Here is a 25976-nt window from a genome sequence, read left to right as displayed (position 1 = left end):
CGCTGAATCGTTCGCGCCCTTGTGGCGATAACGGTCAGTTTGCGCCCGTTTATCGGCGATTTACCGTTTTTTTCGCGGCAATTCCGTGTCTTACGCTGCGCTACAATCCTTGCCATGTTGACCGAACGGCTTTTCGCACGCTCGGCGCGGCCGCCCGGTACGCCCGGCGACTCGGCGCCGTCCCGCTGGCACCACGGACCCTGGTGGTCCAATTCCTATTTGCTGACGCCGCTCCTGTCGATCCTCGTGTTCCTGATCGTCATGAGCCTGATCCTGTGGAGCCTGAACCGCCGCGAACAGCAGCAGCAGGAAGACACGCTTTACCGCAATGTGGCATGGGCGCAGCAGCAGATCCGCCTCTCGATGACAGGCGCGCAGGAGCAGTTGCAGGCGCTCGCGCGCGATCTCGCCGCCGGCCACTCGGACCCGCAATATTTCCAGACGTCCACCACGGACATCATGCAGGGGCATCCCGAGATCCTCTATCTCAACTGGTACACGAGCGCGCAGGAGCCGCGCTGGCCGGCTACGGCCATGCCCGTGTTCGGCCAGCGCCTCGCCAAGCCCAACGACGAACAGATGGACGAAGCCGTCAAGGCCGCCTTCACGGAAGCGCGCGACACGCGCCGCCAGGTCTATTCGCCGCTCATCTACGACGATCTGGGCAACGGCTACATCACGCTGCAGACCCCGGTATACCGCGATCGGGATTTTCTTGGGTCGATCGCGGCCGTGTTCTCGGTCGAAGGCATCCTGAAGCACGACATCCCGCCCGAGCTCTCGGCCAAGTACAAGATCTCGATCCTCGACGCAAGCGACCGCGAGCTCGCCACCACCTCGACGCGCCCGCGCCTGCCGCGCGACGTCTATTACGACCTGCCGCTCGATCCGCCGGGCCAGGGCGTTTCGGTGCGCGTGTACTCGTACCCGCAGATGACCAACTTCACGAACAATACGCTCGTGTGGCTGGTGGCGGGGCTGTCGTGCTTCGTGCTGTGGAGCCTCTGGAGCCTCTGGAAGCACACGCGCCAGCGCTTCGAGGCGCAGCAGGCGCTCTACGCCGAAGCGTTCTTCCGCCGCGCGATGGAAAACTCGGTGCTGATCGGCATGCGCGTGCTCGACATGCACGGCCGCATCACCCACGTGAATCCGGCGTTCTGCCGCATGACCGGCTGGGACGAAAGCGACCTCGTCGGCAAGAACGCGCCGTTCCCGTACTGGCCCCGCGACGCCTACCCGGAAATGCAGCGCCAGCTCGACATGACGCTGCGCGGCAAGGCGCCCTCCTCGGGGTTCGAGCTGCGCGTGCGCCGCAAGGACGCCTCGCAGTTCCATGCGCGCCTTTATGTTTCGCCGCTCATCGACAGCTCGGGCCGCCAGACGGGGTGGATGTCGTCGATGACCGACATCACGGAACCCAGGCGCGCGCGCGAAGAACTCGCCGCCGCGCACGAGCGCTTCACCACGGTCCTGGAAAGCCTCGACGCCGCGGTTTCCGTGCTCGCCGCCGACGAAGCCGAACTGTTGTTTGCGAACCGCTACTACCGGCACCTCTTCGGCATTCGCCCCGACGGCCATCTGGAACTCGCGGGGGGCGGCGGCTTCGATTCCGCGAACGCCTCGTCCGACTCGATCGACATGGTCGACGCCTTCGCGGGCCTGCCGGCCACCGCGCTCACCGAAAGCACGGCGGATGCGCAGGAGGTCTACGTCGAAAGCATCCAGAAGTGGTTCGAGGTGCGCCGCCAGTACATCCAATGGGTGGACGGCCATCTCGCGCAGATGCAGATCGCGACCGATATCACCACGCGCAAGCAGGCCCAGGAACTCGCCCGCCAGCAGGACGAAAAGCTGCAGTTCACGAGCCGCCTGATGACGATGGGCGAAATGGCCTCCTCGCTCGCGCACGAGCTGAATCAGCCGCTCGCCGCCATCAACAACTATGCCTCGGGCACCGTGGCGCTCGTGAAGTCGGGACGCGCCGCGCCCGACAATCTGCTGCCCGTGCTGGAGAAGACCGCGCAGCAGGCCGTGCGCGCGGGCATGATCATCAAGCGCATCCGCGAATTCGTGAAGCGCTCCGAACCGAAGCGCCAGGCCACGCGCGTGGCCGACATCGTCGCCGACGCCGTGGGCCTCGCCGAGATCGAAGCGCGCAAGCGCCGTATCCGCATCGTGACCGACATGCGCTCGCGCATGCCCGTGATCTACGTCGACCCGGTGCTGATCGAGCAGGTGCTCGTCAATCTGCTGAAGAATGCCGCCGAGGCCATGGCCGGTGCCCGCCCGAATCTCGTCGACCCCGTGATCCGCGTGGTCGTGAAGCGCGAAGGCGGCAACGTCTGCATCAGCGTCGTGGACCAGGGGCCGGGCGTGGACGAAGCCACGGCCGAGCGCCTCTTCGAACCGTTTTACAGCACCAAGTCCGACGGCATGGGCATGGGGCTGAACATTTGCCGTTCGATCATCGAATCGCACCGCGGGCGCCTGTGGGTGGTCAACAACGTCGAAGTCGACGGCCACATCAGCGGCGCCACGTTCCATTGCAGTCTGCCGATCGGCGAAGCGGATACGCCGTCTCGCGACGGCTCCCACGAGCCGACTCCAACAACCGTTACGGGAGAGCCATGAACAGCCCAGTCACCACCCAGGAAACCGTCTTTGTCGTCGATGACGATGAGGCTGTACGAGACTCCCTGCGCTGGCTGCTCGAAGCGAACGGCTACCGCGTGCAGTGCTTCAACAGCGCGGAGGAGTTCCTCGAGGCATACCAGCCGGCGCAAGCCGGACAGATCGCCTGCCTCATCCTGGACGTGCGGATGTCGGGCATGAGCGGGCTCGAACTGCAGGAGCGCCTGATCGCCGACAACACCGCGCTGCCGATCATCTTCGTGACGGGCCACGGCGACGTGCCGATGGCCGTCTCGACCATGAAGAAGGGCGCGATGGACTTCATCGAAAAGCCGTTCGACGAAGCCGAACTGCGCAAGCTCGTCGAGCGCATGCTCGACAAGGCGCGCAGCGAAAGCACCAACGTGCAGCAGCAGCGCGCCGCGGCCGAACGCCTCGGCAAGCTCACGGCGCGCGAGCATCAGGTGCTCGAGCGCATCATCGCGGGGCGCCTGAACAAGCAGATCGCCGACGATCTGGGCATCAGCATCAAGACCGTCGAAGCGCACCGCGCGAACATCATGGAAAAGCTGAACGTCAACACGGTCGCCGACCTGCTGCGTCTCGCGCTCTCCAACAAGCCGCAGCAAGCGCAACAGTAAGCGCCGCTTTTCGGCTGCTTCTCTACCGCTGCCCAGCCGCTTCCCACTGCGTCCCGCGCGCCGGCCGCCCTCATGGGCCGGGCCCGCGCGCGGGACGCGGCGTTTTCGCGCGGCGCGCGCCCCCCCGCCAGCCGCACGCCCCGCCGAAGCCGTCGAGAAGCGCTGGCCGCGCGACGGTATAATGTCGGCCTTCGCAAGAGCCCCTGGCGGCCACGCAGCCGCTTGCAGGCGCCCTTGCCGCCGCATCCCCACTCTCGAGCCCGACCGACCATGACAGCCACTCTCATCGACGGCAACGCCCTCTCCAAACAACTGCGCGCCGACGTCGCCACGCGCGCCGCCGCCCTCACCGCCCGCGGCCATCAGCCCGGCCTCGCCGTCGTGCTGGTCGGCGACAACCCGGCGAGCGAAGTCTATGTGCGCAACAAGGTCAAAGCCTGCGAGGACAACGGCCTGCATTCGTCCTACGACCGCTATCCGGCCACGCTTTCCGAAGCGGACCTGCTCAAGCGCATCGACGAACTGAACCGCGATCCGAAAATCCACGGCATTCTCGTGCAGTTGCCGCTGCCCAGGCACATCGACAGCCACAAGGTCATCGAGGCGATCGCGCCCGAGAAGGACGTGGACGGCTTTCACGTCGCCAACGCCGGCGCGCTGATGACGGGCCAGCCGCTCTTTCGCCCCTGCACGCCCTATGGCGTGATGAAGATGTTCGAGGCTTACGAGATTCCGCTCACGGGCGCGAATGCGGTGGTGATCGGCCGCTCGAACATCGTCGGCAAGCCGATGGCGATGCTGCTGCTCGAACAGGGCGCCACCGTCACGATCTGCCACAGCAAGACGCGCGACCTCGCGGCGCATACGCGCGAGGCTGACATCGTCGTTGCGGCCGTGGGCAAGCGCAACATCCTCACCGCCGACATGGTGAAGCCCGGCGTCACGGTGATCGACGTGGGCATGAACCGCGACGACAACGGCAAGCTGTGCGGCGACGTCGACTTCGCCGGCCTGAAGGACGTGGCCGGCCACATCACGCCGGTGCCCGGCGGCGTCGGCCCGATGACCATCACGATGCTGCTCGTGAATACGATCGAAGCGGCGGAGCGCGCTGCCGCTCACGCGGCGTAAGGTGCGGCGGGCGCACTCGACACGCGCGCAGCCAGTTCCGGGCGGCCCCTTGCGGGCCGCTTTGCTTTTGTGCCGGTGTCATGCGCGGCGCGCTCCACGATGCAGTAGCATCCGTCTCATATGAGGGAGCCGCCTGCGCCACCGTTTCGTCAGCGGGTGCCGACATCTGATAATTTGCAGGCATCGGCCCGGTTGAGATGCGTGCACCGCGCCCCAATACTCGATATGGCGGGGCATACCCCCGGCCCCCTACACCCACGAACCGCGACAGACAGGAACAGGACGCACCATGGCTACTACTCCCTCCGACAATCCGCTGCTCGACTTCTCCGGCCTGCCGCGCTTCGGCGAAATCCGCCCCGAACACGTCACGCCCGCGCTCGACGTGCTGCTCGCGAACGCGAAAGCGGCCGTGGACCGCGCCGCCCAGCCCATGACGCCCGCCCAATGGAGCGACGTAGTCGATCCGGTCGAGCACGCCACCGAGCCGCTCGCACGCGCCTGGGGCATAGTCGGCCACCTGAACGCCGTGGCCGACACGCCCGAGCTGCGCACCGTCTACGGCGAGAACCTGCCGCGCGTGACCGAGTTCTGGGCGAGCGTCGGCCAGAACCTCGCGCTCTACGAGAAGTACAAGGCGATCACCACGCACGACTCGTTCGAACTGCTCTCGGGCGAACGCAAGAAGATCCTCGACAACGCGCTGCGCGACTTCCGCCTTTCGGGCGCCGAGCTGCCTGAAGACCAGAAGCCGCGCTTCGCCGAACTGCAGGAGCGCCAGGCCGCCCTTTCGAAAGCGTTCTCCGACCACGTGCTCGACGCGACCAACGGCTACGCGTATTACGCCGCGAACGAAGCGGAACTCGCCGGCCTGCCCGAAGACGTGATCGCCGCGGCCCGCGAGGCGGCCGAGCGCGAGAACAAGGAGGGCTGGAAGTTCACGCTGCACTTCCCGTCGTACTTCCCGGTGCTGCAATACTCGGAAAACCGCGCGATGCGCGAGACGATGTACCGCGCGTACGTCACGCGCGCATCGGAACTGGGCCCCGTCTATGGCGGCGGCAAAGCCGAGTGGGACAACACGGAAATCATCGCCGACCAGCTCAAGCTGCGCGCCGAGGAAGCGAAGATGCTCGGCTACGACAACTTCGCCGAAGTGTCGCTCACGCCGAAGATGGCCGAATCTCCGCAACAGGTGATGAGCTTCCTCGAAGACCTCGCGACGCGCGCGCGCCCGCACGCCGAACAGGACTGGGACGAGTTGCGCGAATTCGCCGCGAAGGAGCTGGGTCTTGCGCAACTCGAGCCGTGGGACATGGCCTTCGCGTCCGAGCGCCTGCGCCAGCAGCGCTATGCGTTTTCCGAAAACGAAGTGAAGCAGTACTTCCCCGAAGACTTCGTGCTGCCGGGCCTCTTCAAGGTGACCGAAACGCTCTTCGGCGTGCGCATCCGCAAGGACAGCGCGCCCGTGTGGAATTCCGACGTGCGCTTCTTCCGCGTGGAGAACACCGACGGCACGCTCGTCGCACAGTTCTATCTCGACCTCTACGCCCGCGAAGGCAAGCGCGGCGGCGCATGGATGGACGATGCGCGCTCGCGCCACAAGCTCGACGACAACCGCGTGCAAACGCCCGTCGCCTACCTCACCTGCAACTTCTCGGCGCCGGTGGGCGGCAAGCCCGCGTGCTTCACGCACGACGAAGTCATCACGCTCTTCCACGAGTTCGGCCACGGTCTGCACCACATGCTCACGCGCGTGGACGAGCTCGCGGTATCGGGCATCAACGGCGTGGAGTGGGACGCGGTCGAACTGCCCTCGCAGTTCATGGAGAACTTCTGCTGGGAGTGGGACGTGCTGCGCGACATGAGCTCGCACGTCGATACCGCGAAGCCGCTGCCGCGCGAACTCTTCGACAAGATGCTGGCCGCGAAGAACTTCCAGAGCGGCCTCGGCACGCTGCGCCAGATCGTGTTCTCGATGTTCGACATGGCGCTGCACGTGGACTTCGAAGCGTCGGCGGGCAAGAGCGTGAACGACCTCGCGCGCGAAATCAACGAGCGCTATCACGTGATTCCGCAGGCCCCGTTCTCGCGCTGGCCGGACACGTTCAGCCATATCTTCGCCGGCGGCTATGCGGCAGGCTACTACAGCTACAAGTGGGCCGAGGTGCTCTCCGCCGACGCCTACGCGGCCTTCGAGGAAGCGGCCCAGGCGGCGCAGTCGAGCGTGCTCGACGCGGACACGGGCACGCGCTATCGCAAGGAGATTCTGGAGGTGGGCGGCAGCCGCCCGGCAATGGAATCGTTCAAGGCGTTCCGCGGGCGCGAGCCGAGTATCGACGCCCTGCTGCGCCACAACGGCATGGAGCAGCCGCCCGCGCAGCACTGAGCGCGACCGCCGGGCACATTGGGCGCGATGTGAAAACCGCGCACGGGATCTTTCCCGTGCGCGGTTTTTTCTTGCCGTTCCTTTGCTGTTCTTCCGCGGCGCTGGTTTGCCGCTACGGCTGCGCTAGCGATGCAGCTTGAAATCGACACTACCGGGCCGCCCTTCAAGCGCCAGCGCCGCACGCTGCGCCGGTTGCCGGCTCACCACCCGGCCGCGACTCACCACCGCGAGCCGCGGCGCGCGCAGACGGATCGCCTCGACAGGATCGCTCGCGTCGAGCACCACGCAGTTCGCCGCGCAACCTGCTGCGAGGCCGTAGCCTTCGAGACCAAGGATCTTAGCCGGACTCACCGTTACGGCATCGAAGCACGCGCGCGAGGCGGCCACACCCGTCATCTGCGCGACGTGCAGCCCCATGTGCGCCACTTCGAGCATGTCGCCGGAACCGAAGCTGTACCACGGATCCATCACGCAATCGTGGCCGAACGCGACGTCGATGCCGGCCGCCATCAGCTCGGGCACGCGTGTCATGCCGCGCCGCTTCGGATAGGTGTCCGAACGGCCTTGCAGCGTGATGTTGATGAGCGGATTCGCGATCGCCGCCACACCCGCCTCGCGCATCAGCGGCAGCAGCTTGCTCGCGTAGTAGTTGTCCATCGAATGCATGGAGGTGAGATGCGAACCCGCCACGCGGCCATGCAAACCCAGCCGGTGCGTTTCGGCCGCCAGCGTCTCGATGTGCCGCGAGAGCGGATCGTCGGACTCGTCGCAGTGCATGTCCACGCGCAAGCCCTTCTCGGCCGCAAACTCGCACAGCAATCGCACCGACGCGGCGCCGTCGGCCATCGTGCGCTCGAAGTGCGGAATGCCGCCCACCACGTCCACACCCATTGCAATCGCGCGCTTGAGGCTCTCGAATGCGCCGGGGCTGCGCAACAGCCCATCCTGCGGAAACGCCACCAGTTGCAGATCGAGATACGGCGCGACACGGCGCTTCACTTCCAGCAGCGCCTCGACCGCCAGCAGCCGCTCGTCGCAGACGTCGACGTGACTGCGGATGGCGAGCAGCCCGCGTGCGACGGCCCAGTCGCAATACTGCAACGCGCGCTCGACCAGCGCCTCCTGCGTGAGATGGGGCTTGAGCTCGCCCCACAGCGCGATGCCCTCGAGCAGCGTGCCCGACGCGTTCACGCGAGGCAGGCCGTACGAGAGCGTCGCATCCATGTGAAAGTGCGCGTCGACGAACGGCGCCGTGACAAGCGAGCCGGCCGCGTCGATCTCCTCGCGCGCACCGGCGGCAAGCTGCGGCTCGACGGCGGCGATGCGACCCGCCTCGATGCCGATATCGACCGTGGAATGGCCAGCGGGATGCCCGTGCGCGAGCGTTGCGTGGCGGATGATCAAGTCCATGAGCGGCTCCTCCTCGTTGCGCCGATTCTATCGGCGCCAGAAAAGCCGTGCCAGCCAGGCGCCGCCGGCATAACGGCGCGTGCCGCTCAGGCGCCGGGCGCACGGCCGTCTTCGGAGTCTTTGTCGAAGAGCGGAAACTGACCGTGCAGCGCGGGGTTGTCCTCTTCGAGCCGCACGCCCACACCGAGAAGCCGCACTCCGAGATTGCGCCGCGCGAGCCCCTTTTCGAGGAGTGCAAGAAAGGTCGGCAGATCGGTGGCATCACGCACGCACTCGACCGTCGTGCGCTGGAAATTGGCGAACCGAATCTTCACGTAGAGCTTGCGCACCGCGTGCGCACAGCCCGCGCGCTCGATGCGGGCATCGAGCTGGGCCGCGAGCGGCTTGAGCTCTTCGCTGCAGGCTTCGAGCGTGAGCAGATCGTTCACGTAAGTCGTTTCGACGCTCACCGATTTGCGCTCCTGGTCCGCGCACACGGGCCGCTCGTCGAAACCGCGCGACAGCTCGTAAAGCCGCTTGCCGAACACGCCGAACTGGCGATGCAGATCGATCAGCGACCATGTGCGCAGTTGCGCGCAGGTCGCGAGCCCGAGCTTATCGAGCTTCGCGGCCGTGACCTTGCCCACGCCGTGAATCTTGCGCACCGGCAGGTCGGCGACGAACGCATCGACCTCCTCCGGTCGCACGACGAAGAGGCCGTCGGGCTTGTTCCAGTCCGAAGCGATCTTCGCGACGAACTTGTTCGGCGCAACGCCCGCCGAGACCGTCACCCCCACCGTGGCATGCACGCGCTCGCGAATCTCCTTCGCGATCAGCGTGGCGCTGCCCTTGCAGCGCGTGGCATGCGTGACGTCGAGATAGGCTTCGTCGAGCGAAAGCGGCTCGACGTCAGGCGTGTAGTCGCGATAGATCGCCATGATCTGCCGCGACGCGACGCGGTACTTCTCCATCGCCGAGGGCAGGATCAGCAGATCGGGACACTTGCGCATGGCGAGCGCGGACGACATCGCCGAATGAATGCCGAAGCGCCGGGCCTCGTAGTTGCAGGTAGCGATGACACCACGCTGGTCGGGCCGCCCGCCGACGGCGAGCGGACGCCCGCGCAACGACGGATCGTCGCGCATTTCGACCGACGCGTAGAAGCAGTCGCAATCGCAATGGATGATCTTGCGCATGGCGCTGCTCGTGGCCGGCTGCGGCGGGGCGAAGGATGACGCGTTCAAGGTATCGATACTGTACAAAAGCACAGTATCCTTTTCAAGACGGCTGTCTTCGATCTGTCCCCTGGCTGTACCGCCACGGTGAGACAGCACCGTATCTGTACGCGGGCGGGCAGCGGCCTATACTCGTCCGCTCGAACCCGTTACGGACAGAACCATGGTGATGAAGACGATAGGCGTGATCGGCGGCATGAGCTGGGAGTCGTCCGCCGAGTATTACCGGCTGCTGAACCGCAACACCAAGGCACGCCTTGGCGGCCATCACAACGCACGCAGCCTCATGGTGACGGTGGACTTCGCGGGGGTCGAGGCGTTGCAGCGCGCGGGTGACTGGAATGCGCTGGGCGCGCAGATGGCCGAAGCCGCCATGCAGCTCGAGCGCGGCGGCGCCGGAATCGTCCTGCTCGCGACGAATACGATGCATCGCGTGTGTGCCGCGATTGAAGCGGCCATTGCGGTGCCCTTCCTGCACATCGCCGATCCGACCGGCGCCGCACTCAAGGCAGCGGGCGTCACATGCGCCGGGTTGCTCGGCACGCGCTATACGATGGAGCTGGACTTCTACGTCGGGCGCCTGCATGGGCGACACGGCATCGAAGCCGTCGTGCCCGGCAAGCAGGATCGCGAAGACGTGCATCGCATCATCTACGACGAGCTTTGTCACGGTATCGTGAAAGACGAGTCGCGGCGCGTTTATCAACGCGTAATCGAAGATCTCGAGGCGCGCGGCGCGCAGGCGGTCATTCTGGGCTGCACGGAAATCACGCTGCTGATCGGCGCGGGCGATTCGGCGCTGCCGGTATTCGATACCACCGCGCTGCACGCGCAGGCGGCTGTGGATTGGGCGATCGAAGGCTGAACTGCTGACCGGCGCGGAATCTAGCGCAAACGCGTGTCGCCCTTGAGCGCAGACCAGAGACGGCCGGACGTAGTCGCGAAAATGACAACCGCAAATACGAGCAACACGACGGATCCAACGACCGAGAGGCCGTCAATGTGTTGCGATGCGTGGTCGTTGACAAACTCACGAGAAGCGTGACTAAGAATGATTGGGCGCATGAGTTGCTCGCGCAAAGGACAGTGGCATGGACAGCCAGATTAGACCGATGCGCCTGTCGGAGAAAGCGAACGAGTCTGGAAACCGGTGAGTCGGTTATTTGTTTCGTTTCCCTAAATAGGTCTCGAATGTTGCGAGTGCGGCCGATGCGCGTGGGGTGCGCTGGACCAACGGACAACAAAAAACCCGCTCGCGGCGGGTTCATTTGCTCGACAAATCCGCCTAAAATGTGCGGCGATTGTCCTGAGAATTTTCTACTCGACGAACCAGACAATTCCGGAAGACACGCGAAATCGGCTGGAAGCCTTGTGATGCTTGGTTGCGGGGGTAGGATTTGAACCTACGACCTTCGGGTTATGAGCCCGACGAGCTGCCAGACTGCTCCACCCCGCGTCCGTCGAAGAAAAGATTATAGGGCCTCGCCGCCGTCACGTCAAACATTTTTCTCGTGCACAGCCAAATGCAGAATCGAACGCCAAGGCCGCGTACAAGATGAGGCACGTTCAAGCGAAGCGATGACCATTACTTCGGATTCCCGATCAAACCATCTCACCACTACACATTCAGCAACGGCCGCACTTCCTCGGCCCATTCGAGCCACATCTCCTGCGCCTGTATCCCTGCCTTGAGAATCGCGTATTGAACCTGCTGCGCACGCGTGAGCGACGGCGCGCCGAAATCGCGCTGCTCGATCTCCCGATACAGGTCTAGCCGCGCCTGATTATCGTCGATCAGCCGCAGCAGCTCTTCGCCCAGACCTAACGGCCCGATCACCGCATCGGCACGCAGCTTCAGCAGAAACACATTCCGGTCATCCGCCCCGAGCGGCGTCTCGCGCACCCAGCGGATCACCTCTTCGCGCCCCACCGGCAGCGCGCAATAGACCTTTCGGCGTGTCGCGGCCGGCGCCTCGTTCTCGATCACGGCAACCCACCCGGCCTCGACCATGCGGCCGAGCTCGCGATAAATCTGCTGGTGGGTGGCCTGCCAGAAATAGGCGATCGCGCGGTCGAAGCGCCGCGCAAGGTCATAGCCGCTGGAGGGCTTCTCCAGCAGGGCAATCAGGATGGCGTGGGGGGTCGACATGCGGCGATTCTAAATCACCGCTTCGACCACGCCGACCCTTAATCCTCTCGAGCAGGCGCACTATGCAACTAGTTGCATAGTGCGCCTCGCTTTGCTATGTTTAAGCCTGTCGAGCCGTGGTACGCGTCACGCTGCGGTTTCGGTGCCATTGAGACGCAACGAAGACCGCGACGGCGGCCGCCTCGAATCCGGGCGGCTCCGTCCCCATCAGGAGATCTGGATGTCCCTCCCCGCCGTGCTGCGCCGCGGCCTGTCGATTCCGGTCGTAGGCTCCCCGCTTTTCATCATTTCGAACCCCGATCTCGTCATCGCGCAGTGCAAGGCGGGCGTCGTCGGCTCCTTTCCCGCGCTCAACGCCCGGCCCGAGCACGTGCTCGGCGAGTGGCTGGACCGCATCACGACCGAGCTCGCCGAGCACAACGCGAAGCATCCGGATAATCCGGCCGCGCCGTTCGCCGTGAACCAGATCGTCCACAAGTCGAATGACCGGCTCGAACACGATCTTGGTGTCTGCGCGCAATACAAGGTGCCGATCGTCATCACGTCGCTCGGCGCGCGCGAGGAAGTGAACCGCGCGGTGCACGCGTGGGGCGGCATCGTGCTGCACGACATCATCAACAATGCATTCGCGAAGAAGGCGATCGAGAAGGGCGCCGACGGTCTGATCGCCGTCGCCGCGGGTGCGGGCGGCCACGCCGGCACGCTCTCGCCGTTCGCGCTGATCCACGAGATCCGCGAATGGTTCGACGGCCCGCTGCTGCTCTCGGGCGCCATCGGCAACGGCAATGCGATTCTCGCGGCACAGGCTGCGGGTGCCGACCTCGCCTATATCGGATCGGCGTTCATTGCGACGAACGAGGCCAACGCAGTCGACGCGTACAAGCAGATGATCGTCGACGGCAGCGCGGGCGATATCGTCTACTCGAATCTCTTCACGGGCGTACACGGCAACTATTTGCGCCAGAGCATCGTGGCGAGCGGCCTCGATCCGGATGCGCTGCCCGAATCGGATCCGTCGGCGATGAATTTCGGCTCCACGCGCGTGAAGCCGTGGAAGGACATCTGGGGCTCGGGCCAGGGGATTGGCGCAGTCAAGAGCATTCTGCCCGCCGCCGAACTGATCGCGCGACTGAAGCGCGAATACGAGGCGGCGCGCACGCGCCTCGGCATGGCGGCCGAAGCGGTCGAAGCCTAAGCCGCACAGCATCGCAGACCCTCTGCGCGACACGAGGCAAGCGTGGACGACACCCGCCTGCCCGTGCCCGCGAAGCCGCCGCACGCCCTCCGCGCGCCGGCTTCGCATTCAACCCTTCAGCGCCCTGACGCGTACGATTTCTTCCTCCACGTCGCGCAACTGGTCCTTGCCGAAGAACATCTCGTCGCCGACAAAAAACGTCGGCGAGCCGAACGCCCCGCGGTCGAACGCAGCCTGCGTATTCGCGAGCAAAGCGCCCTTCACTTGCGGATCGCCGACGGCAGCTTCGAATGCCGCGCTATCGAAGCCATCGGCTTCGAGTGTTGCGCGCAACACCGCCGGGTCGTCCATCTTGAGGCCGTCCTCCCACATATGCGCAAACACGCGGTCGACGTAGCGCTCGAAGGTTCCGTTACGCTGCGCCGCGATCGCGCCGCGCATGAGTTGCAGCGTATTGACGGGGAAATGCGGGTTGTGGCGATACGCGGTGAGTCCGTGCCGCGCGATGAAGCGCTGCATTTCCACCATCATGTATTTCTGTTTGTTCGCGATACCCGCGAACGCCTCCGCCGGCGAGCGATTGCCGCTCAGCTTGAAGAGCCCGCCCAGCAGGACCGGCACATAGTCGAAACGCACGCCCTGGCGCCGCTCGACCTCGCCGATCACCTTGTGGCTCAAATAAGCGTTAGGACTGCCAAAGTCGAACAGAAACGCCACCTTAACATCGCTCATCGTGTCTCCTCCTTGATTCGTCCGCGGCAGCGCGAGCGGCGCTGCCTACTCATCCGACCCAACGCAGGTCAATATACTGATAGTCGGTTTGCCCGGCAACCGATGAGTCCCTCCGTTGAGCCGATCCATTTTTTGACTCACCCTCAGTACCCCATGAGATTGAACCGGCAGGCAGCTTTTTATTCCGCAATGCAATTCATACTGTGACAGGAGACAACCCGGCCATGACTTCAAAGAAAGCAGTGCTCGTGATCGGCGCGGGCGACGCCACCGGCGGTGCGATCGCGCGCCGTTTCGCGCGTGAAGGCTACATCGCCTGCGTGACGCGCCGTCATGCCGACAAGCTCGCGCCGCTCGTCGAGCAAATCGAAGCCGAAGGCGGCATAGCCCACGCATTCGGCTCGGACGCGCGCAAGGAAGAGGACGTCATCGCGCTTTTCGAAGAGATCGAGACGAAGATCGCGCCCATCGAGGCGGCCGTCTTCAACATCGGCGCGAACGTGCGCTTCACGGTTACCGAAACTACGGCCCGCGTCTATCACAAGGTCTGGGAAATGGCCTGCTTCGCGGGCTTCCTGATGGGACGCGAAGCGGCAAAGGTCATGCTGCCACGCGGCCACGGCTCGATCTTCTTCACCGGTGCAACCGCAAGCCTGCGCGGACGCGCAGGCTTCAGCGCATTCGCGGGGGCCAAACATGCGCTGCGCGCGCTTGCGCAGTCGATGGCGCGCGAACTCGGGCCGCAGGGTATCCATGTCGCGCAGCTCATCGTGGACGGCGCGATCGACACGGAGTTCATTCGCGAGAACTTTCCCGAGCGCTACAAGCTCAAGGAGCGCGACGGCATCCTGAACCCCGACCATATCGCCGACGCCTACTGGATGCTGCACCAGCAGCCCCGCGACGCATGGACGCACGAGCTCGACCTGCGGCCATGGATCGAGGAATGGTGAGGCGAATCCCTCCGGCAGGCTGAAGCGGGTCATAATGACGCGTCGCGCGCCCGCCTGTGCGGCGCGCATCCTGATTCACCGCCGTCAGCAGACCGAGCCGCTCATGAAGATTGCCACCTGGAACGTCAACTCCCTTAAAGTCCGCCTGCAGCACGTCATGGACTGGCTCACCGAAAGCCAGACCGACGTGCTGTGCCTCCAGGAACTGAAGCTTCCGAACGAGAAGTTCCCGCGCGCCGAACTCGAAGCGCATGGCTACCGCAGCTGGTTCACGGGCCAAAAGACCTATAACGGCGTGGGCATATTGGTGCGCGACGGCGTTTTCGTGGACGAAGCCACAGTCGTGCGCAACATTCCCGCGTTCGAAGATCCGCAGCAGCGCGTGATTGCCGCCACGGTCGGCGACACGCGCATCGTGAGCGCCTACTTTCCGAACGGCCAAGCGCCGGGCACCGACAAATTCGCCTACAAGCTGCAGTGGCTGAATGCGCTGCACGACTGGCTCGCCGCGGAACTGCAGCGCTACCCGAAACTCGCGCTGCTCGGTGACTACAACATCGCGCCCGAAGATCGCGACGTCCACGATCCCAAGGCCTGGGAAGGCCAGAACCTCGTTTCGCCCGAAGAGCGCGCGCAGTTCGCGCGGCTCGTCGAGCTTGGCTTCGTCGATGCCTTCCGGCAGTTCGAACAGCCCGAGAAAACTTTCACGTGGTGGGATTACCGCATGTTCGCGTTCCGCCGTAACGCGGGGCTGCGCATCGACCACATCCTGCTTTCGCCGGTGCTCGCGCCGCAGCTCATGTCGTGCGAGGTGGACAAGACGCCGCGCAAGTGGGAACAGCCTTCGGATCACACGCCGGTCGTGGCGCAACTCGGCGCCGGCGCCTGACCACAACGACGCTGCCGGAAACGCTCACCACGTTCCGGCAAGCGTCGTCCACAGAAAGCGGAACACGAGCGCGTCGTACTCCGCACGCTCCAGCGCATCGCTGCCCGGCCCGTGCCCGCCCTCGGTGTTCTCCAGATACCACACGTTGGCGTGCCCCTGCTCCTGCATGCGCGCCACCATCTTGCGCGCGTGGCCGGGATGCACACGGTCGTCGCTGGTCGAGGTCGTGAAGAGCGAAGGCGGATACGGCGCGCCGGCCTGCACGCGCTGATACGGCGACCAGTCCGCCATCGCGCGCCCCTGCACCGGATCGTCGGGATCGCCGTACTCGTCGAGCCATGACGCGCCGGCGTGCAGCAGCGGGTAACGCCGCATATCGAGCAGCGGCACTTCGCACACGACGGCGCCGAACAGCTCGGGCCGCTGCACCATGCAGGCGGCGACGAGCAGTCCGCCATTGCTGCCGCCCTTGATGCCAAGCTGCGCGGCCGTCGTGCAGCCCTCGGCCACGAGTTGCTGCGCAACGGCGATGAAGTCGTCGAACGAGCGCTGACGATGCTCGCACTGCGCCTGAACGTGCCAGGCGTTGCCGTACTCGCCGCCGCCGCGAATATGCGCGACCGCAACGATACCGCCCTGCTCCAGCCAGCCGATGCCCGAGCTCACGAGATACTGCGGCGTCAGCGCGATCGCGAATCCTCCATAGGCCGTGAGGAGACACGGCAGCGGCTTGCGCGCATCGCCTTCGAGCGCCGCACGCGGGCCAATCACCGTGAAGGGCACGCGCGTGCCGTCCGCGGAATGTGCGTATAAACGCATCACCGTGAGCGAGGTCGCGTCGAATTGCGTGGGCCAGCGGTCAAGTAGTTCCCAGTCCTGAAGATCGGCTTTCGCCAGATCCGCGAGCCAGTACTCGGGCGGCTGCAGGTAATCGTCGACATCGACGAACACTTCGTCATCGAGCGTGTCCTCGACGGGCGACACCTCCACCTGCGAGCTCGCGCGCACAGGAAACGCTCGCGAACGCCAGGTCCATGTGCCGCCCTGGATCTCGGGCTGCCACAACATCGTGCGGCTTTGCACGTCGTCGAGCCAGGACACCAGGAGATAGTGCTTCGTATTGGTCCAGTCGCACGCCGACGTCACGGGCGTCGGCGTGAAGAGCGCCGTCATGGTGCGCTCGCCGGCGAGGAAGGCGTCCTCGCGGATCGCGAGCAGCGCGCCGCCCGCATGCGTGGCGCCTGCGCACGCCCAGTCGAGGCGCGGCTCCAGCAGCAGCCAGCCCTGCCACGCACCGACCGCGACGTGCGACGGCAGATCGTACTGCTGCCATGCCCCCTTGTCGTCGAGCCAGTAGTTGCGCGCGTCGAAGAAGTCGACGCTGCGCACGAGGTCATGGCGCCGCTCGACAGGATCGTAGTCGGCTTCGACACTGACGTCGTCGAAGTCTCCGCGAAACACCACAGGCGCATCCGCAAGCCGCGTCCCGCGCGTCCAGCGCCGCGCCTCGCGCGGATAGCCCGAGCGCGTGAGCGAACGGCGGCCGTTGTCCCAACCCACATAGACGGTGTCGCGGTCGATCCACGAAATCGTATGCTTGCCTTCCTTCGCGACGACGAAACCCTCGTCCACGCCCTCGTCCACGAATACGCGGCGCTCGAGGTCGAACTCGCGTACCGTCACGGCGTCGGCGCCGCCGTCCGAAAGCTGGATCAGCGCGCGATCGCCATCCGGATAGAGGATGTCGATGCCGGCGCAAACCCAGGGCACGCCCTCGGCCTCGCCGAGGGCATCGAAGTCGATCAGCGTCTGCCACTGCGGCCGGTGCGCCCGCCAGTCGGCCCACAGCGCGCGGCGCCAGATGCCCTTCGGATTGCCCTCGTCCTCCCAGAGATCGTAGGCCCACTGTTGCCAGCGGCTGGGGATCACCGGGCGCTCGTGCGGCAAATACGCCTGCGCGAGTTGCTTCTCCAACGCCTCGAAGCGCTCGCCGCCCTGCCATGCGGCATGCGTGCGGGCGTTCTGTGCCTCGACCCAGGCGCTTGCGGCCGGGTCGTCGAGCGATTCGAGCGAAAGAAAGGGATCGGCCTCGGCGGGCCAGGGGGAAGTCAGAGGCATAGTCGGTGGCTTGCGGGAAACAGCGTCGATTATGCCCTGTACGCGCGCCTGCCTTCGCGAGGCGCGCGCCGCGCTCACTCCAGGTTGAGCTCCTGGATCTTGCGTGTGATGGTGTTGCGGCCGATACCGAGACGCTCGGCCGCCTCGACCTTGCGGCCGCGCGTGAAGTCGAGCGCCTCGCGGATCACCGCGGCTTCGAAGCGGCGCGAGAGTTCGTCCATGACGTCGGCACTGTTCTCGCGCAACAGGCGCGCAACCTCGGTCCGCAACCCGGATTCCCACAGCGCGAGCGCCGCTGCTCCGGCGCCGGGGCTGGCCGCCGGGTGCGCACCCGGCGCGAATCCGGTACTCGCACCCGCCATGCCGGATGCCGCGCCGGCCGTAGCGAGCGCGCCGGACGTCTCCACGCTGGCCGTCGCGACACCGGCCTCGACCGGCGTGCCCTGAGCAGGCACGAGGTCCGGCGGCAAGTCCTTGGTCTCGATGGTCTGCGCGGGCGCCATGACGGTCAGCCAGTTCGCGAGATTCTCGAGCTGGCGCACGTTGCCCGGGAACGGCAGCGACGAAAGGTACGCAAGCGCCTCGTCGGAAACGCGCTTGGGCTCGACGCCGAGTTCGCGCGCGCTCTTCTGCAGGAAGTGGCGCGTGAGCAGCGGGATGTCCTCGCTGCGCTCGCGCAGCGCGGGCAGGCGCAGGCGGATCACGTTGAGCCGGTGATAGAGATCCTCGCGGAAGAGCCCCTGGCGCACGCGCGTCTCCAGGTTCTGGTGCGTCGCCGCGATCACGCGCACGTTCGCGCGCAAGGGATTGTGGCCGCCGACGCGGTAGAACTGTCCGTCCGACAGCACGCGCAGCAAACGCGTCTGCAGATCGAACGGCATATCGCCGATTTCGTCGAGAAAGAGCGTGCCGTTCTCGGCCTGCTCGAAGCGGCCTTGACGCATGGCCTGCGCGCCCGTGAACGCGCCGCGCTCGTGGCCGAACAGTTCGGATTCCAGAAGATCTTTCGGAATGGCCGCGGTATTGAGCGCGATGAACGGACCATTCGAGCGTGGGCTATGACGGTGCAGCGCACGCGCGACGAGCTCCTTTCCGGTGCCCGACTCGCCCGTGATGAGCACGGTCGCGGCCGAATGCGAAAGCCGCCCGATCGCGCGGAACATGTCCTGCATGGCCGGCGCCTGACCGAGCATCTCGGGCGCTTCGGCGGGCCGGTCGTCCCATGGATGCTCGCCGCGCACGCTCTCGTCCACGGCGCGGCGGATCAGCTCGACGGCCTTGTCGACATCGAACGGCTTCGCGAGATATTCGAACGCGCCGCCCTGAAACGCGGCGACCGCGCTGTCGAGGTCGGAAAACGCGGTCATGATGATGACGGGCAGGCCCGGCACGCGCTCGCGCACCGTCTGCAGCAGTTCGAGGCCCGAGCCGCCCGGCATCCGGATATCGGACACCAGCACCTGGGGGCTGTCGTGTTCGAGCGCGCCCGCGGCATCGCGCACGTTCGAAAAGCTGCGGGTCGTGAAGTTCTCGCGCGCGAGTGCCTTTTCGAGCACCCAGCGTATCGATTGGTCGTCGTCTACTATCCAGATCGGCTTCATAAGGTCGGTCAGAAGTCTTGTTGGCGTGCGCTTTTCAGCAGTCCTGTCGGCAATCTTGTCAGCAGTCGAGCGGCAGGAGGATCTGAAACTCGGTATGTCCAGGACGGCTGTCCACCTCGATCAAACCTTCGTGCTGCTGCACGAAAGTCTGCGCGAGCGTGAGTCCGAGGCCGCTGCCATCCTCGCGCCCCGACACGAGCGGATAGAAGATGCGGTCACGGATATCCTCCGGAATGCCGGGCCCGTTGTCGGTGATATGCAAGTCCAGTGCCAGCTTGCACAGGCGTTTTGAAATCGTGACCTTGCGGGCAATGCGCGTGCGCAGCTCGATGCGCGCGTCGCCCTGCGAGATGCGCTCGCGCAGCGCCTGCGCCGCGTTGCGCACGATATTGAGCAGTGCCTGGATCAGCTGCTCCTTGTCGCCGCGCAGGTCGGGCACGCTCACGTCGTAGTCGCGCTCGATCGTGAGGCCGCGCGGAAACTCGGCAAGAATCACGGCGCGCACGCGCTCGCACACCTCGTGGATGTTCACGTCGCCGACGATATGCGGATGCCGGTGCGGTTCGAGCAGCCGGTCGACTAGCGTCTGCAGGCGGTCGGACTCCTTGATGACGACCTGCGTGTACTCGCGCAACTCGTCGCGTTGCAGCGCGCCAAGCTCGAATTCGAGCAACTGCGCCGCGCCGCGAATGCCGCCCAGCGGGTTCTTGATCTCGTGCGCGAGATTGCGGATCAAATGCTTGTTGACGGCCGTGAGGTCCTGGATGCGCTCCTCGCGGTCGCTGCGGATGTGCCGCTCGTTCTCGAACAGTTCGAGCAGCACGTAGTCGGGCGCGCTCTCCAGAAAGCCGACGATCGCGTGCACGTGCAGCGCCTCGCGGCCCGGGCGTTCGAGCGTCGCGTCAAGACGCGTGGCGTGAAAGCGGTGTTCGGCGATCGAGGCGATCGTCGCGACCAGCTCGTCGGCATTGGTGAAGAGATCGGACCACGCCATCTGCGCGAGCTGCCGGCGCGACAGATCGAGCATGGCCTCGGCCGACGGATTGGCGAACGCCACCCGCAGCGTGCGCTTGTCGAGCACGAGCACAACCGTCGGCAGCGCCTCGAAGCCCGGCAGAAGGCCCGAAACGACGAGCGGCGCGTCGTCCGAGAGCGGTTCGGCGTGGCCCTTCCTGGCCTTGATCAGATTCTTGAGCACCATGTATCCGTCCGGGCGCCGTGCGGCACGCCGGCAATATCGATATCGAGGGCTATGCGCAACGGCACTCGCGCTGGTCGTGCGGCGCCTCGGGCAGGGCCCGGCGGCACAACGAAAAAGGGACGGCGCCGCCGTCCCTTCCTGACCGGTCGCGATCGTCGCGCGCGGCAAACATTCGAAGCAGATCGAAGCAGCGCAACGCCATGCCGCAGCATGCGTTGCGCCATCTTCGACTTACAGCGAGTAGTACAGTTCGAACTCGACCGGGTGCGTGGTCATGCGCACGCGCTGCAGTTCGGATTCCTTCAGTTCGAGGTACGCGTCGATCATGCCGTCGGTGAACACACCGCCTCGCGTCAGGAACTCGCGATCCTTGTCGAGCGCTTCCAGTGCCTGGTCGAGGCCCGCGCAGACGGTCGGGATCTTTGCATCCTCTTCCGGCGGCAGGTCGTACAGGTTCTTGTCGGCGGCTTCGCCCGGGTGAATCTTGTTCTGCACACCGTCCAGACCCGCCATCATCAGCGCGGAGAAGCACAGGTACGGATTGGCCAGCGGATCCGGGAAGCGCGTTTCGATGCGGCGACCCTTAGGATTGCTGACGTGCGGAATACGGATCGATGCCGAACGGTTGCGCGCCGAGTAGGCCAGCTTGACCGGTGCTTCGAAGTGCGGCACGAGACGCTTGTACGAGTTCGTACCCGGGTTCGTGATCGCGTTCAGCGCGCGAGCGTGCTTGATGATGCCGCCGATGTAGAACAGCGCGAATTCCGAGAGGCCGGCGTAGCCGTTGCCTGCGAACAGGTTCTGGCCGTCCTTCCAGATCGACTGGTGCACGTGCATGCCCGAACCGTTGTCGCCGACGACCGGCTTCGGCATGAACGTGGCCGTCTTGCCGTAAGTGTGCGCAACGTTGTGCACGATGTACTTCAGTTGCTGCGTCCAGTCCGCGCGCTGCACGAGCGTCGAGAACTTCGTGCCGATTTCGTTCTGGCCCTGGCCCGCCACTTCGTGGTGGTGCACTTCAACCGGAATGCCGATCTGCTCGAGCAGCAGGCACATTTCCGAGCGGATGTCCTGGAACGAATCGACCGGCGCGACCGGGAAGTAGCCGCCCTTCGTGCCCGGACGGTGACCCGTGTTGCCGCCTTCGAATTCCTTGCCCGACGACCACGGTGCTTCTTCCGAGCCGATCTTGACGAAGCAGCCCGACTGGTCCGTGTTCCACTGGATCGAATCGAAAATGAAGAATTCCGGTTCCGGACCGAAGAAGGCCGTGTCGCCGAGGCCCGTGCTCTTCAGGTACGCTTCGGCGCGCTTCGCGAGCGAGCGCGGGTCGCGCTCGTAGCCCTTGCCGTCGGCCGGCTCGACCACGTCGCAGGTCAGCACGAGCGTCGATTCTTCGTAGAACGGGTCGATGAAGGCCGTGTTGGGGTCCGGCACGAGCAGCATGTCCGACGCCTCGATGCCCTTCCAGCCGGCAATCGACGAACCGTCAAACGCATGGCCGCTCTCGAACTTGTCTTCTTCGAATGCCGAAACCGGCACCGAAACGTGCTGTTCCTTGCCGCGCGTATCGGTAAAGCGGAAGTCGACAAACTTGACGTCTTCGTCCCTGACGAGTTGCATGACGTCGGCCACGGATTTACTCATAACCTTTTCTCCTGATTGATGATTTCGGCAAACACCCTTGCGTCGCCGTCCCGAATCTGTTGATCCTCGCCGGCGCCGTCCCTGGCCGCGATCGGCCGGCCGGCTGCGAATCGATCGCGACGTATAAAGCAGCTTCCGTGCCATGCATGCGCCAAGCTGGCGCAAATCCCTTTGGCGACGCGCGGTTAGAGTGAAAACGTCTGACCTCTTCGTCGCCCTGCGGCGGGCGCCGGTCCACTCGAAGCACCGATTTCGTGCAATCCCGAAATTGGCGCGCCGAATTTACTCCATTATGGTGCAAGCCGGCAGGAATGCACCATTTGGATGCATTCCTGCCTTTGCGCCCGTTCGCCTCTCGACTGCCGTCTTGTCGGACACGCCCGTCCCGCCGAAGTGCCGCGCGCTAGAATGGTCTCCTAGCCCAACGCCAAACAGTAACCTTCACGAGTCCGGAGTCGGGCGCTAACGCTCCCGCTCCGACCGACACAGGAGATCCGTTGTCATGAGTACGCTCGAACAGCTGTATGCCCAGGCCGGGAAGCGCCGCGTCGAGAATCACCTGGCCTACGCGGGCGCGGTATCGCCCGCCGAGGCATTCGAGCTTCTGCAACTCGATCCGCGAGCGCGCCTCGTGGACGTGCGCACGCGTGCCGAACTCGACTGGGTGGGCCGCCCCGTCATCGGCGACGGCCAATACGCCCATATCGAGTGGACCCGCTATCCCGGCGGCGTACCGAACGCCGAGTTTCTCGCCCAGCTGCGCGAGGCCGTCGAACCGGACGCGCCGGTGCTATTTCTGTGCCGCAGCGCCGCGCGCTCGAAGCTCGCCGCCGTGGAAGCCGCCAAGGTGGGCTACACGCGCGCCTACGACCTGCTCGAAGGCTTCGAGGGCGACAAGGACAGCCGGGGCCACCGCAAAACCGTCACGGGCTGGTGCTTCCGCGGCCTGCCCTGGATCGGCGCCTGACGCATCTCGTGCCGCCCGCGCCCGCTGCGCGACGGCCTGCGCCCCACCTCGGGCGCAGGCCGATTGGCCACTTTGAGCGCCGTGTGTGACAGGCCGATGATGTGCTGAAGCCGTGGCGTGCCCTTCAGGCGCCCGTGCGCGGCTCGCTGCGGCCGCCGCTTTCCTGCGGTTCCACGACATCGCCGCCCAGCAGATGCACGCCTTCGCGCAGCCTCACGAAGGCCGCCGCCACCGCCTCGGGTTCGCCCTTCACACCCAGATCGATATGCCGCCGCGCGTAGATGCCGCCGCGCTCGGCGTCGCCGACGCTCGGCAGGCTGAACACGCGCACGCCCGGGAAGTCCCGCTCGATGCGCTCCATGAGCGGTGTGAGCGTGGACTCGGGCAACTCGAACACGAGCAGCGACTTCTCGGCGTGCGGCGTCTGGTGATGCAGATGCGCGTACTTCGTGTCGAGCACCCATTCGATCATTGGCCAAGCCATCACCGGAAAGCCCGGCACGAAGTAGTGATCGCGAATCGAGAAACCGGGGATCTTGTTGTAGCCGTTCGGGATGATCTCCGAACCCACCGGAAACGTGCCCATCTGGAATCGATGCTGATTCTCCGGCGAGCCGAAATTCACGGGATCGCTGCCCGTATGCATGTCGCGAATGCGCTCGCGGATCGCGGCCTCGGCGTCCGGATGCAGCGCGAGCGGCACGGCGAGCGCCGCCGCCGCGCACTGCCGCGTATGGTCGTCCGGCGTCGCGCCAATGCCGCCGGTCGAGAACACGACGTCGCCCGAGGCGAAGCTGCGGCGCAGCGTGGCGGTGATCCGCTTCGGGTCGTCGCCGACGTACTCGGCCCACTCGAGCGTGAGCCCGCGCGCGCCGAGCAGCTCGATAACCTTCGGCAGATGCTTGTCCTGACGGCGCCCGGAGAGAATCTCGTCGCCGATGATGATGACGCCAAATGCCATGTATCGCCTCGTCTCGTTGTATGGGCTGAATAGGGGATGTCAGCGCGCGGGCACCGCATGATGCGGAGTTTCCGCCCGCATGCGCTGGAGCGCGCGCAGACAATAGTTGCCGAACCACAGGGCCGTGAACACCAGAATGAACGCGTAGATCCAGATGGTCAGCGCGGCGACCACCGGAAAGAGCACCACGAGCCACGCCGACGACACCCAGATCGCGGTGGGCAGCGAGCCAAGCAGCCCGCTCACCACGCCGATCGTCAGCAAGGGCAGACGATAGCGGCGCACGATGGCGCGGCGCTCCTCGGCGCTCGCGTGCAGCGCGAGCGCGTCGTAGGTCATCACGCGATACGTGAGCCAACCCCACAGCAGCGGCGGGATCAATGCGAAGAACGGCGGCACGAGCCATAGCGGCAACGTCACCACCATCAGAACGAGGCAGACGAGCGTGGTCCACAGCGAGTGCGCCAGGCTGCCGTACCAGCTGCCGCCGCGGCGCATTTCCAGCGCCGCGTATTGCCGGTTCGACAGATAGCGGATCACGCGCGGCATGGCGAGCGCAACGATCAACAGCAGCACGGTCACGACAATCAGCGGGATCGCGACGGCAACCACGACGAACGGCGCCACGACGGCACGCAGGCCGCCGAAGCCGAGCCAGTCGAACAGGTGATAGAGAGAGGCGGTGAACGACCAGCTGCCGAGCCAGACGCGGGCCGTTTCGATCAACGGCTGCCAGAAGGCATATAGCAGTGCGCCCCACGCGAACGCCGCCAGCAGGAACGGCACGAAGGTGAGGAACAGCATGACGGGATGGAACACGCTTGCGAGTGCGCGTCCGAACGAGCGCAGCAGATCATTCATGCGGGCTTGGGGTGGCAACGACCAGTGTGGTAGAGAACGCAAACGCCGCAGCATGGCGGCTACAGCGCAAGCATAAACCACCGCGCGGGCGGGCGCTGCAGCCGCCCCTGCACACAAGGCCCGGAGCGCGCCCCGGGGAACCCCGCTTACGCGCCGTTGGGCGCCGCGACCGGCGCGCGGTCGTAGAAGTAGATGCCGTGCGGCGAGCGCCCCACGGGAATCGTCTTGACGAGCTTCTTCGTCTGCATGTCGACGATGCCCACGTGCTTCGCGAAGCGGAACGTCACCCACAGGTAGCGCTTGTCGGCCGTGAGCTCCATGTCGTCGGGCCCCGGCATCAGGCCGCTGATCTCGCCGGTCTTCTCGAGCGTTTCTTCGTCGACGATGCTGATCGTGTTCGACACGCGGCTCGACACCAGCACGTGGCGGCCGTCCACGAGCGAGCGGAAGTTGTGCGCCGCCTTGCCCACCTGGATCTGCTTGACGATCTTCTGGTTGCGCCAGTCCACGACGGCGACGTAGTCCGCGCCCGTCATGCCGACCAGCAGGTATTTGTCGCCGGGCGTGAGCCACAGCCCCGCCGGCGCCGGCCCGACCTTCATCTTCCAGAGCACCGTTTGCGTGGGCAGATCCACGGCCGCGAGCTCGCCCGAGACCTGCAGCGAGACGAACACGATGCGGCTGTCCTTCGTGAACGCCATATGGCTGGGCATGGCCGAGAGCGGCAGACGCTTCGCGAGCGTGACGTTGCCGCCGCCGGCGTAGTGATAGATGTCGAGCCGGTCGAGGCGCAGGCCGGTGGTGACGAACCACTTTTCGTCCGGCGAAAAGCCCAGCTGGTACGGGTCCTCGATGTTCTCGACCCAGCGCTGAGGCTTGCCCGTTCTCGGATCGACGAACAAGAGGTTGTTCGAGACCGAATTCGCGACGATCAGCGACTGGTTGTCCGGCGTGGGAAAGAGGTGGTGCGGCTCCTTGCCGGTAGGCACGGTGCCGACGACCTGCTGCGTTTGCGGATCGATCAGGCTGAGCGTGGCCTCGCCGGAATTGAGCACGATCACGTTGTTGACGGTGTTCGCGTGCGCGGCAAGCGAAAAAAGCGCAGTGCACGCCAGCGCGCCGGCGGCAGCAAGACGGCCGGCCGTGCGGCAAAACGCGCGGCGAGATTCAGAGGGACGCATGGGAACTCACTTCCGGAAGGATTCGTGATTGTAGAACGTCCAGTCTTTAGCAAGGTTGACGTAGGCCCTGTGAAATGAAGGGCATGCGTCAGAAAACCACGCCTT

General features: G+C 65.4%; 20 protein-coding genes and 1 tRNA gene. 9 read left to right on the top strand and 12 right to left on the bottom strand.

The features are described from left to right. The first annotated feature begins 114 nt into the window (after positions 1-114). From fixL to BAC01S_RS03355, 4 genes are all read left to right on the top strand, one after another. Complete coding sequence (gene fixL / locus BAC01S_RS03370; RefSeq protein ID WP_027793487.1) at positions 115-2631, top strand: oxygen sensor histidine kinase FixL; 2517 nt, start codon at positions 115-117, stop codon at positions 2629-2631. Continuing rightward, positions 2628-3272: an oxygen response regulator transcription factor FixJ gene (gene fixJ, locus BAC01S_RS03365; protein ID WP_027793486.1), complete on the top strand. Its 645-nt coding sequence runs from the start codon at positions 2628-2630 to the stop codon at positions 3270-3272. Before fixL ends, fixJ begins: the two co-directional genes overlap by 4 nt. Before the next feature lie 270 nt (positions 3273-3542). Next, positions 3543-4403 carry a bifunctional methylenetetrahydrofolate dehydrogenase/methenyltetrahydrofolate cyclohydrolase FolD gene (gene folD / locus BAC01S_RS03360; RefSeq protein ID WP_027793485.1) on the top strand — a complete coding sequence of 287 codons (861 nt, stop codon included), beginning with the start codon at positions 3543-3545 and terminating at the stop codon, positions 4401-4403. Positions 4404-4692: 289 nt separating this feature from the next. Continuing rightward, entirely contained in the window at positions 4693-6792 is a 2100-nt protein-coding gene (locus BAC01S_RS03355) for a M3 family metallopeptidase (protein ID WP_027793484.1), read from the top strand. 123 nt (positions 6793-6915) lie between these two features. Here BAC01S_RS03355 and BAC01S_RS03350 read toward each other — a convergent pair whose 3' ends face one another. Further along, positions 6916-8202, bottom strand: a complete 1287-nt coding sequence (locus BAC01S_RS03350) for an amidohydrolase family protein (protein ID WP_027793483.1) — start codon at positions 8200-8202, stop codon at positions 6916-6918. 86 nt (positions 8203-8288) lie between these two features. Then, complete coding sequence (gene dinB / locus BAC01S_RS03345) at positions 8289-9449, bottom strand: DNA polymerase IV (protein ID WP_407667903.1); 1161 nt, start codon at positions 9447-9449, stop codon at positions 8289-8291. Between the two features lie 136 nt (positions 9450-9585). On the opposite strand from dinB, the gene BAC01S_RS03340 reads away from it, so the two are divergent. After that, a complete protein-coding gene (locus BAC01S_RS03340) occupies positions 9586-10281 on the top strand; it encodes an aspartate/glutamate racemase family protein (RefSeq protein ID WP_027793481.1) in 696 nt (231 codons plus the stop codon). A gap of 514 nt (positions 10282-10795) precedes the next feature. Here BAC01S_RS03340 and BAC01S_RS03335 read toward each other — a convergent pair. Together BAC01S_RS03335 and BAC01S_RS03330 are read right to left on the bottom strand one after the other, a co-directional pair. Continuing rightward, a tRNA-Met gene (locus BAC01S_RS03335) sits at positions 10796-10872 on the bottom strand. Positions 10873-11034: 162 nt separating this feature from the next. Next, entirely contained in the window at positions 11035-11565 is a 531-nt protein-coding gene (locus BAC01S_RS03330; RefSeq protein ID WP_027793480.1) for a PadR family transcriptional regulator, read from the bottom strand. Between the two features lie 220 nt (positions 11566-11785). Between BAC01S_RS03330 and BAC01S_RS03325 the strand changes: the two genes are divergently transcribed. Beyond that, complete coding sequence (locus tag BAC01S_RS03325) at positions 11786-12760, top strand: NAD(P)H-dependent flavin oxidoreductase (protein ID WP_027793479.1); 975 nt, start codon at positions 11786-11788, stop codon at positions 12758-12760. Positions 12761-12868: 108 nt separating this feature from the next. On the opposite strand, the gene BAC01S_RS03320 is transcribed toward BAC01S_RS03325, so the two are convergent. After that, positions 12869-13492, bottom strand: a complete 624-nt coding sequence (locus tag BAC01S_RS03320; RefSeq protein ID WP_027793478.1) for a 2-hydroxychromene-2-carboxylate isomerase — start codon at positions 13490-13492, stop codon at positions 12869-12871. A gap of 224 nt (positions 13493-13716) precedes the next feature. Here BAC01S_RS03320 and BAC01S_RS03315 point away from each other — a divergent pair, with 224 nt between their 5' ends. Both BAC01S_RS03315 and xth read left to right on the top strand, forming a co-directional pair. Continuing rightward, on the top strand, positions 13717-14445 hold the full coding sequence (locus BAC01S_RS03315) for an SDR family oxidoreductase (protein WP_027793477.1): 729 nt from the start codon (positions 13717-13719) through the stop codon (positions 14443-14445). A 103-nt stretch (positions 14446-14548) separates the two neighbouring features. Then, positions 14549-15334, top strand: coding sequence for an exodeoxyribonuclease III (gene xth / locus BAC01S_RS03310; RefSeq protein WP_027793476.1), 786 nt, complete (start codon positions 14549-14551; stop codon positions 15332-15334). A 24-nt stretch (positions 15335-15358) separates the two neighbouring features. Here the strand turns inward: xth and BAC01S_RS03305 are convergent, their stop codons facing one another. The 4 genes from BAC01S_RS03305 to glnA form a co-directional block, all read right to left on the bottom strand. After that, positions 15359-17452, bottom strand: coding sequence for a prolyl oligopeptidase family serine peptidase (locus BAC01S_RS03305; protein ID WP_027793475.1), 2094 nt, complete (start codon positions 17450-17452; stop codon positions 15359-15361). Positions 17453-17526: 74 nt separating this feature from the next. After that, entirely contained in the window at positions 17527-19053 is a 1527-nt protein-coding gene (ntrC, locus tag BAC01S_RS03300) for a nitrogen regulation protein NR(I) (protein ID WP_027793474.1), read from the bottom strand. Positions 19054-19111: 58 nt separating this feature from the next. After that, positions 19112-20254, bottom strand: coding sequence for a nitrogen regulation protein NR(II) (gene glnL / locus BAC01S_RS03295; RefSeq protein ID WP_027793473.1), 1143 nt, complete (start codon positions 20252-20254; stop codon positions 19112-19114). A 231-nt stretch (positions 20255-20485) separates the two neighbouring features. Further along, positions 20486-21901, bottom strand: a complete 1416-nt coding sequence (gene glnA, locus BAC01S_RS03290; protein WP_027793472.1) for a type I glutamate--ammonia ligase — start codon at positions 21899-21901, stop codon at positions 20486-20488. 502 nt (positions 21902-22403) lie between these two features. Between glnA and BAC01S_RS03285 the strand changes: the two genes are divergently transcribed. Continuing rightward, on the top strand, positions 22404-22868 hold the full coding sequence (locus BAC01S_RS03285; protein ID WP_027793471.1) for a rhodanese-like domain-containing protein: 465 nt from the start codon (positions 22404-22406) through the stop codon (positions 22866-22868). Positions 22869-22992: 124 nt separating this feature from the next. On the opposite strand, the gene BAC01S_RS03280 is transcribed toward BAC01S_RS03285, so the two are convergent. From BAC01S_RS03280 to BAC01S_RS03270, 3 genes are all read right to left on the bottom strand, one after another. After that, complete coding sequence (locus BAC01S_RS03280; protein WP_027793470.1) at positions 22993-23829, bottom strand: competence/damage-inducible protein A; 837 nt, start codon at positions 23827-23829, stop codon at positions 22993-22995. 39 nt (positions 23830-23868) lie between these two features. Continuing rightward, positions 23869-24690, bottom strand: a complete 822-nt coding sequence (locus BAC01S_RS03275) for an EI24 domain-containing protein (RefSeq protein WP_027793469.1) — start codon at positions 24688-24690, stop codon at positions 23869-23871. Between the two features lie 146 nt (positions 24691-24836). Further along, positions 24837-25871 carry a YVTN family beta-propeller repeat protein gene (locus tag BAC01S_RS03270; RefSeq protein WP_027793468.1) on the bottom strand — a complete coding sequence of 345 codons (1035 nt, stop codon included), beginning with the start codon at positions 25869-25871 and terminating at the stop codon, positions 24837-24839. Positions 25872-25976: the final 105 nt, after the last annotated feature.

Source organism: Paraburkholderia acidipaludis NBRC 101816 (assembly GCF_000684975.1).
GTDB lineage: Bacteria > Pseudomonadota > Gammaproteobacteria > Burkholderiales > Burkholderiaceae > Paraburkholderia > Paraburkholderia acidipaludis.
This window is presented reverse-complemented; position numbering and strand designations above follow the sequence as displayed.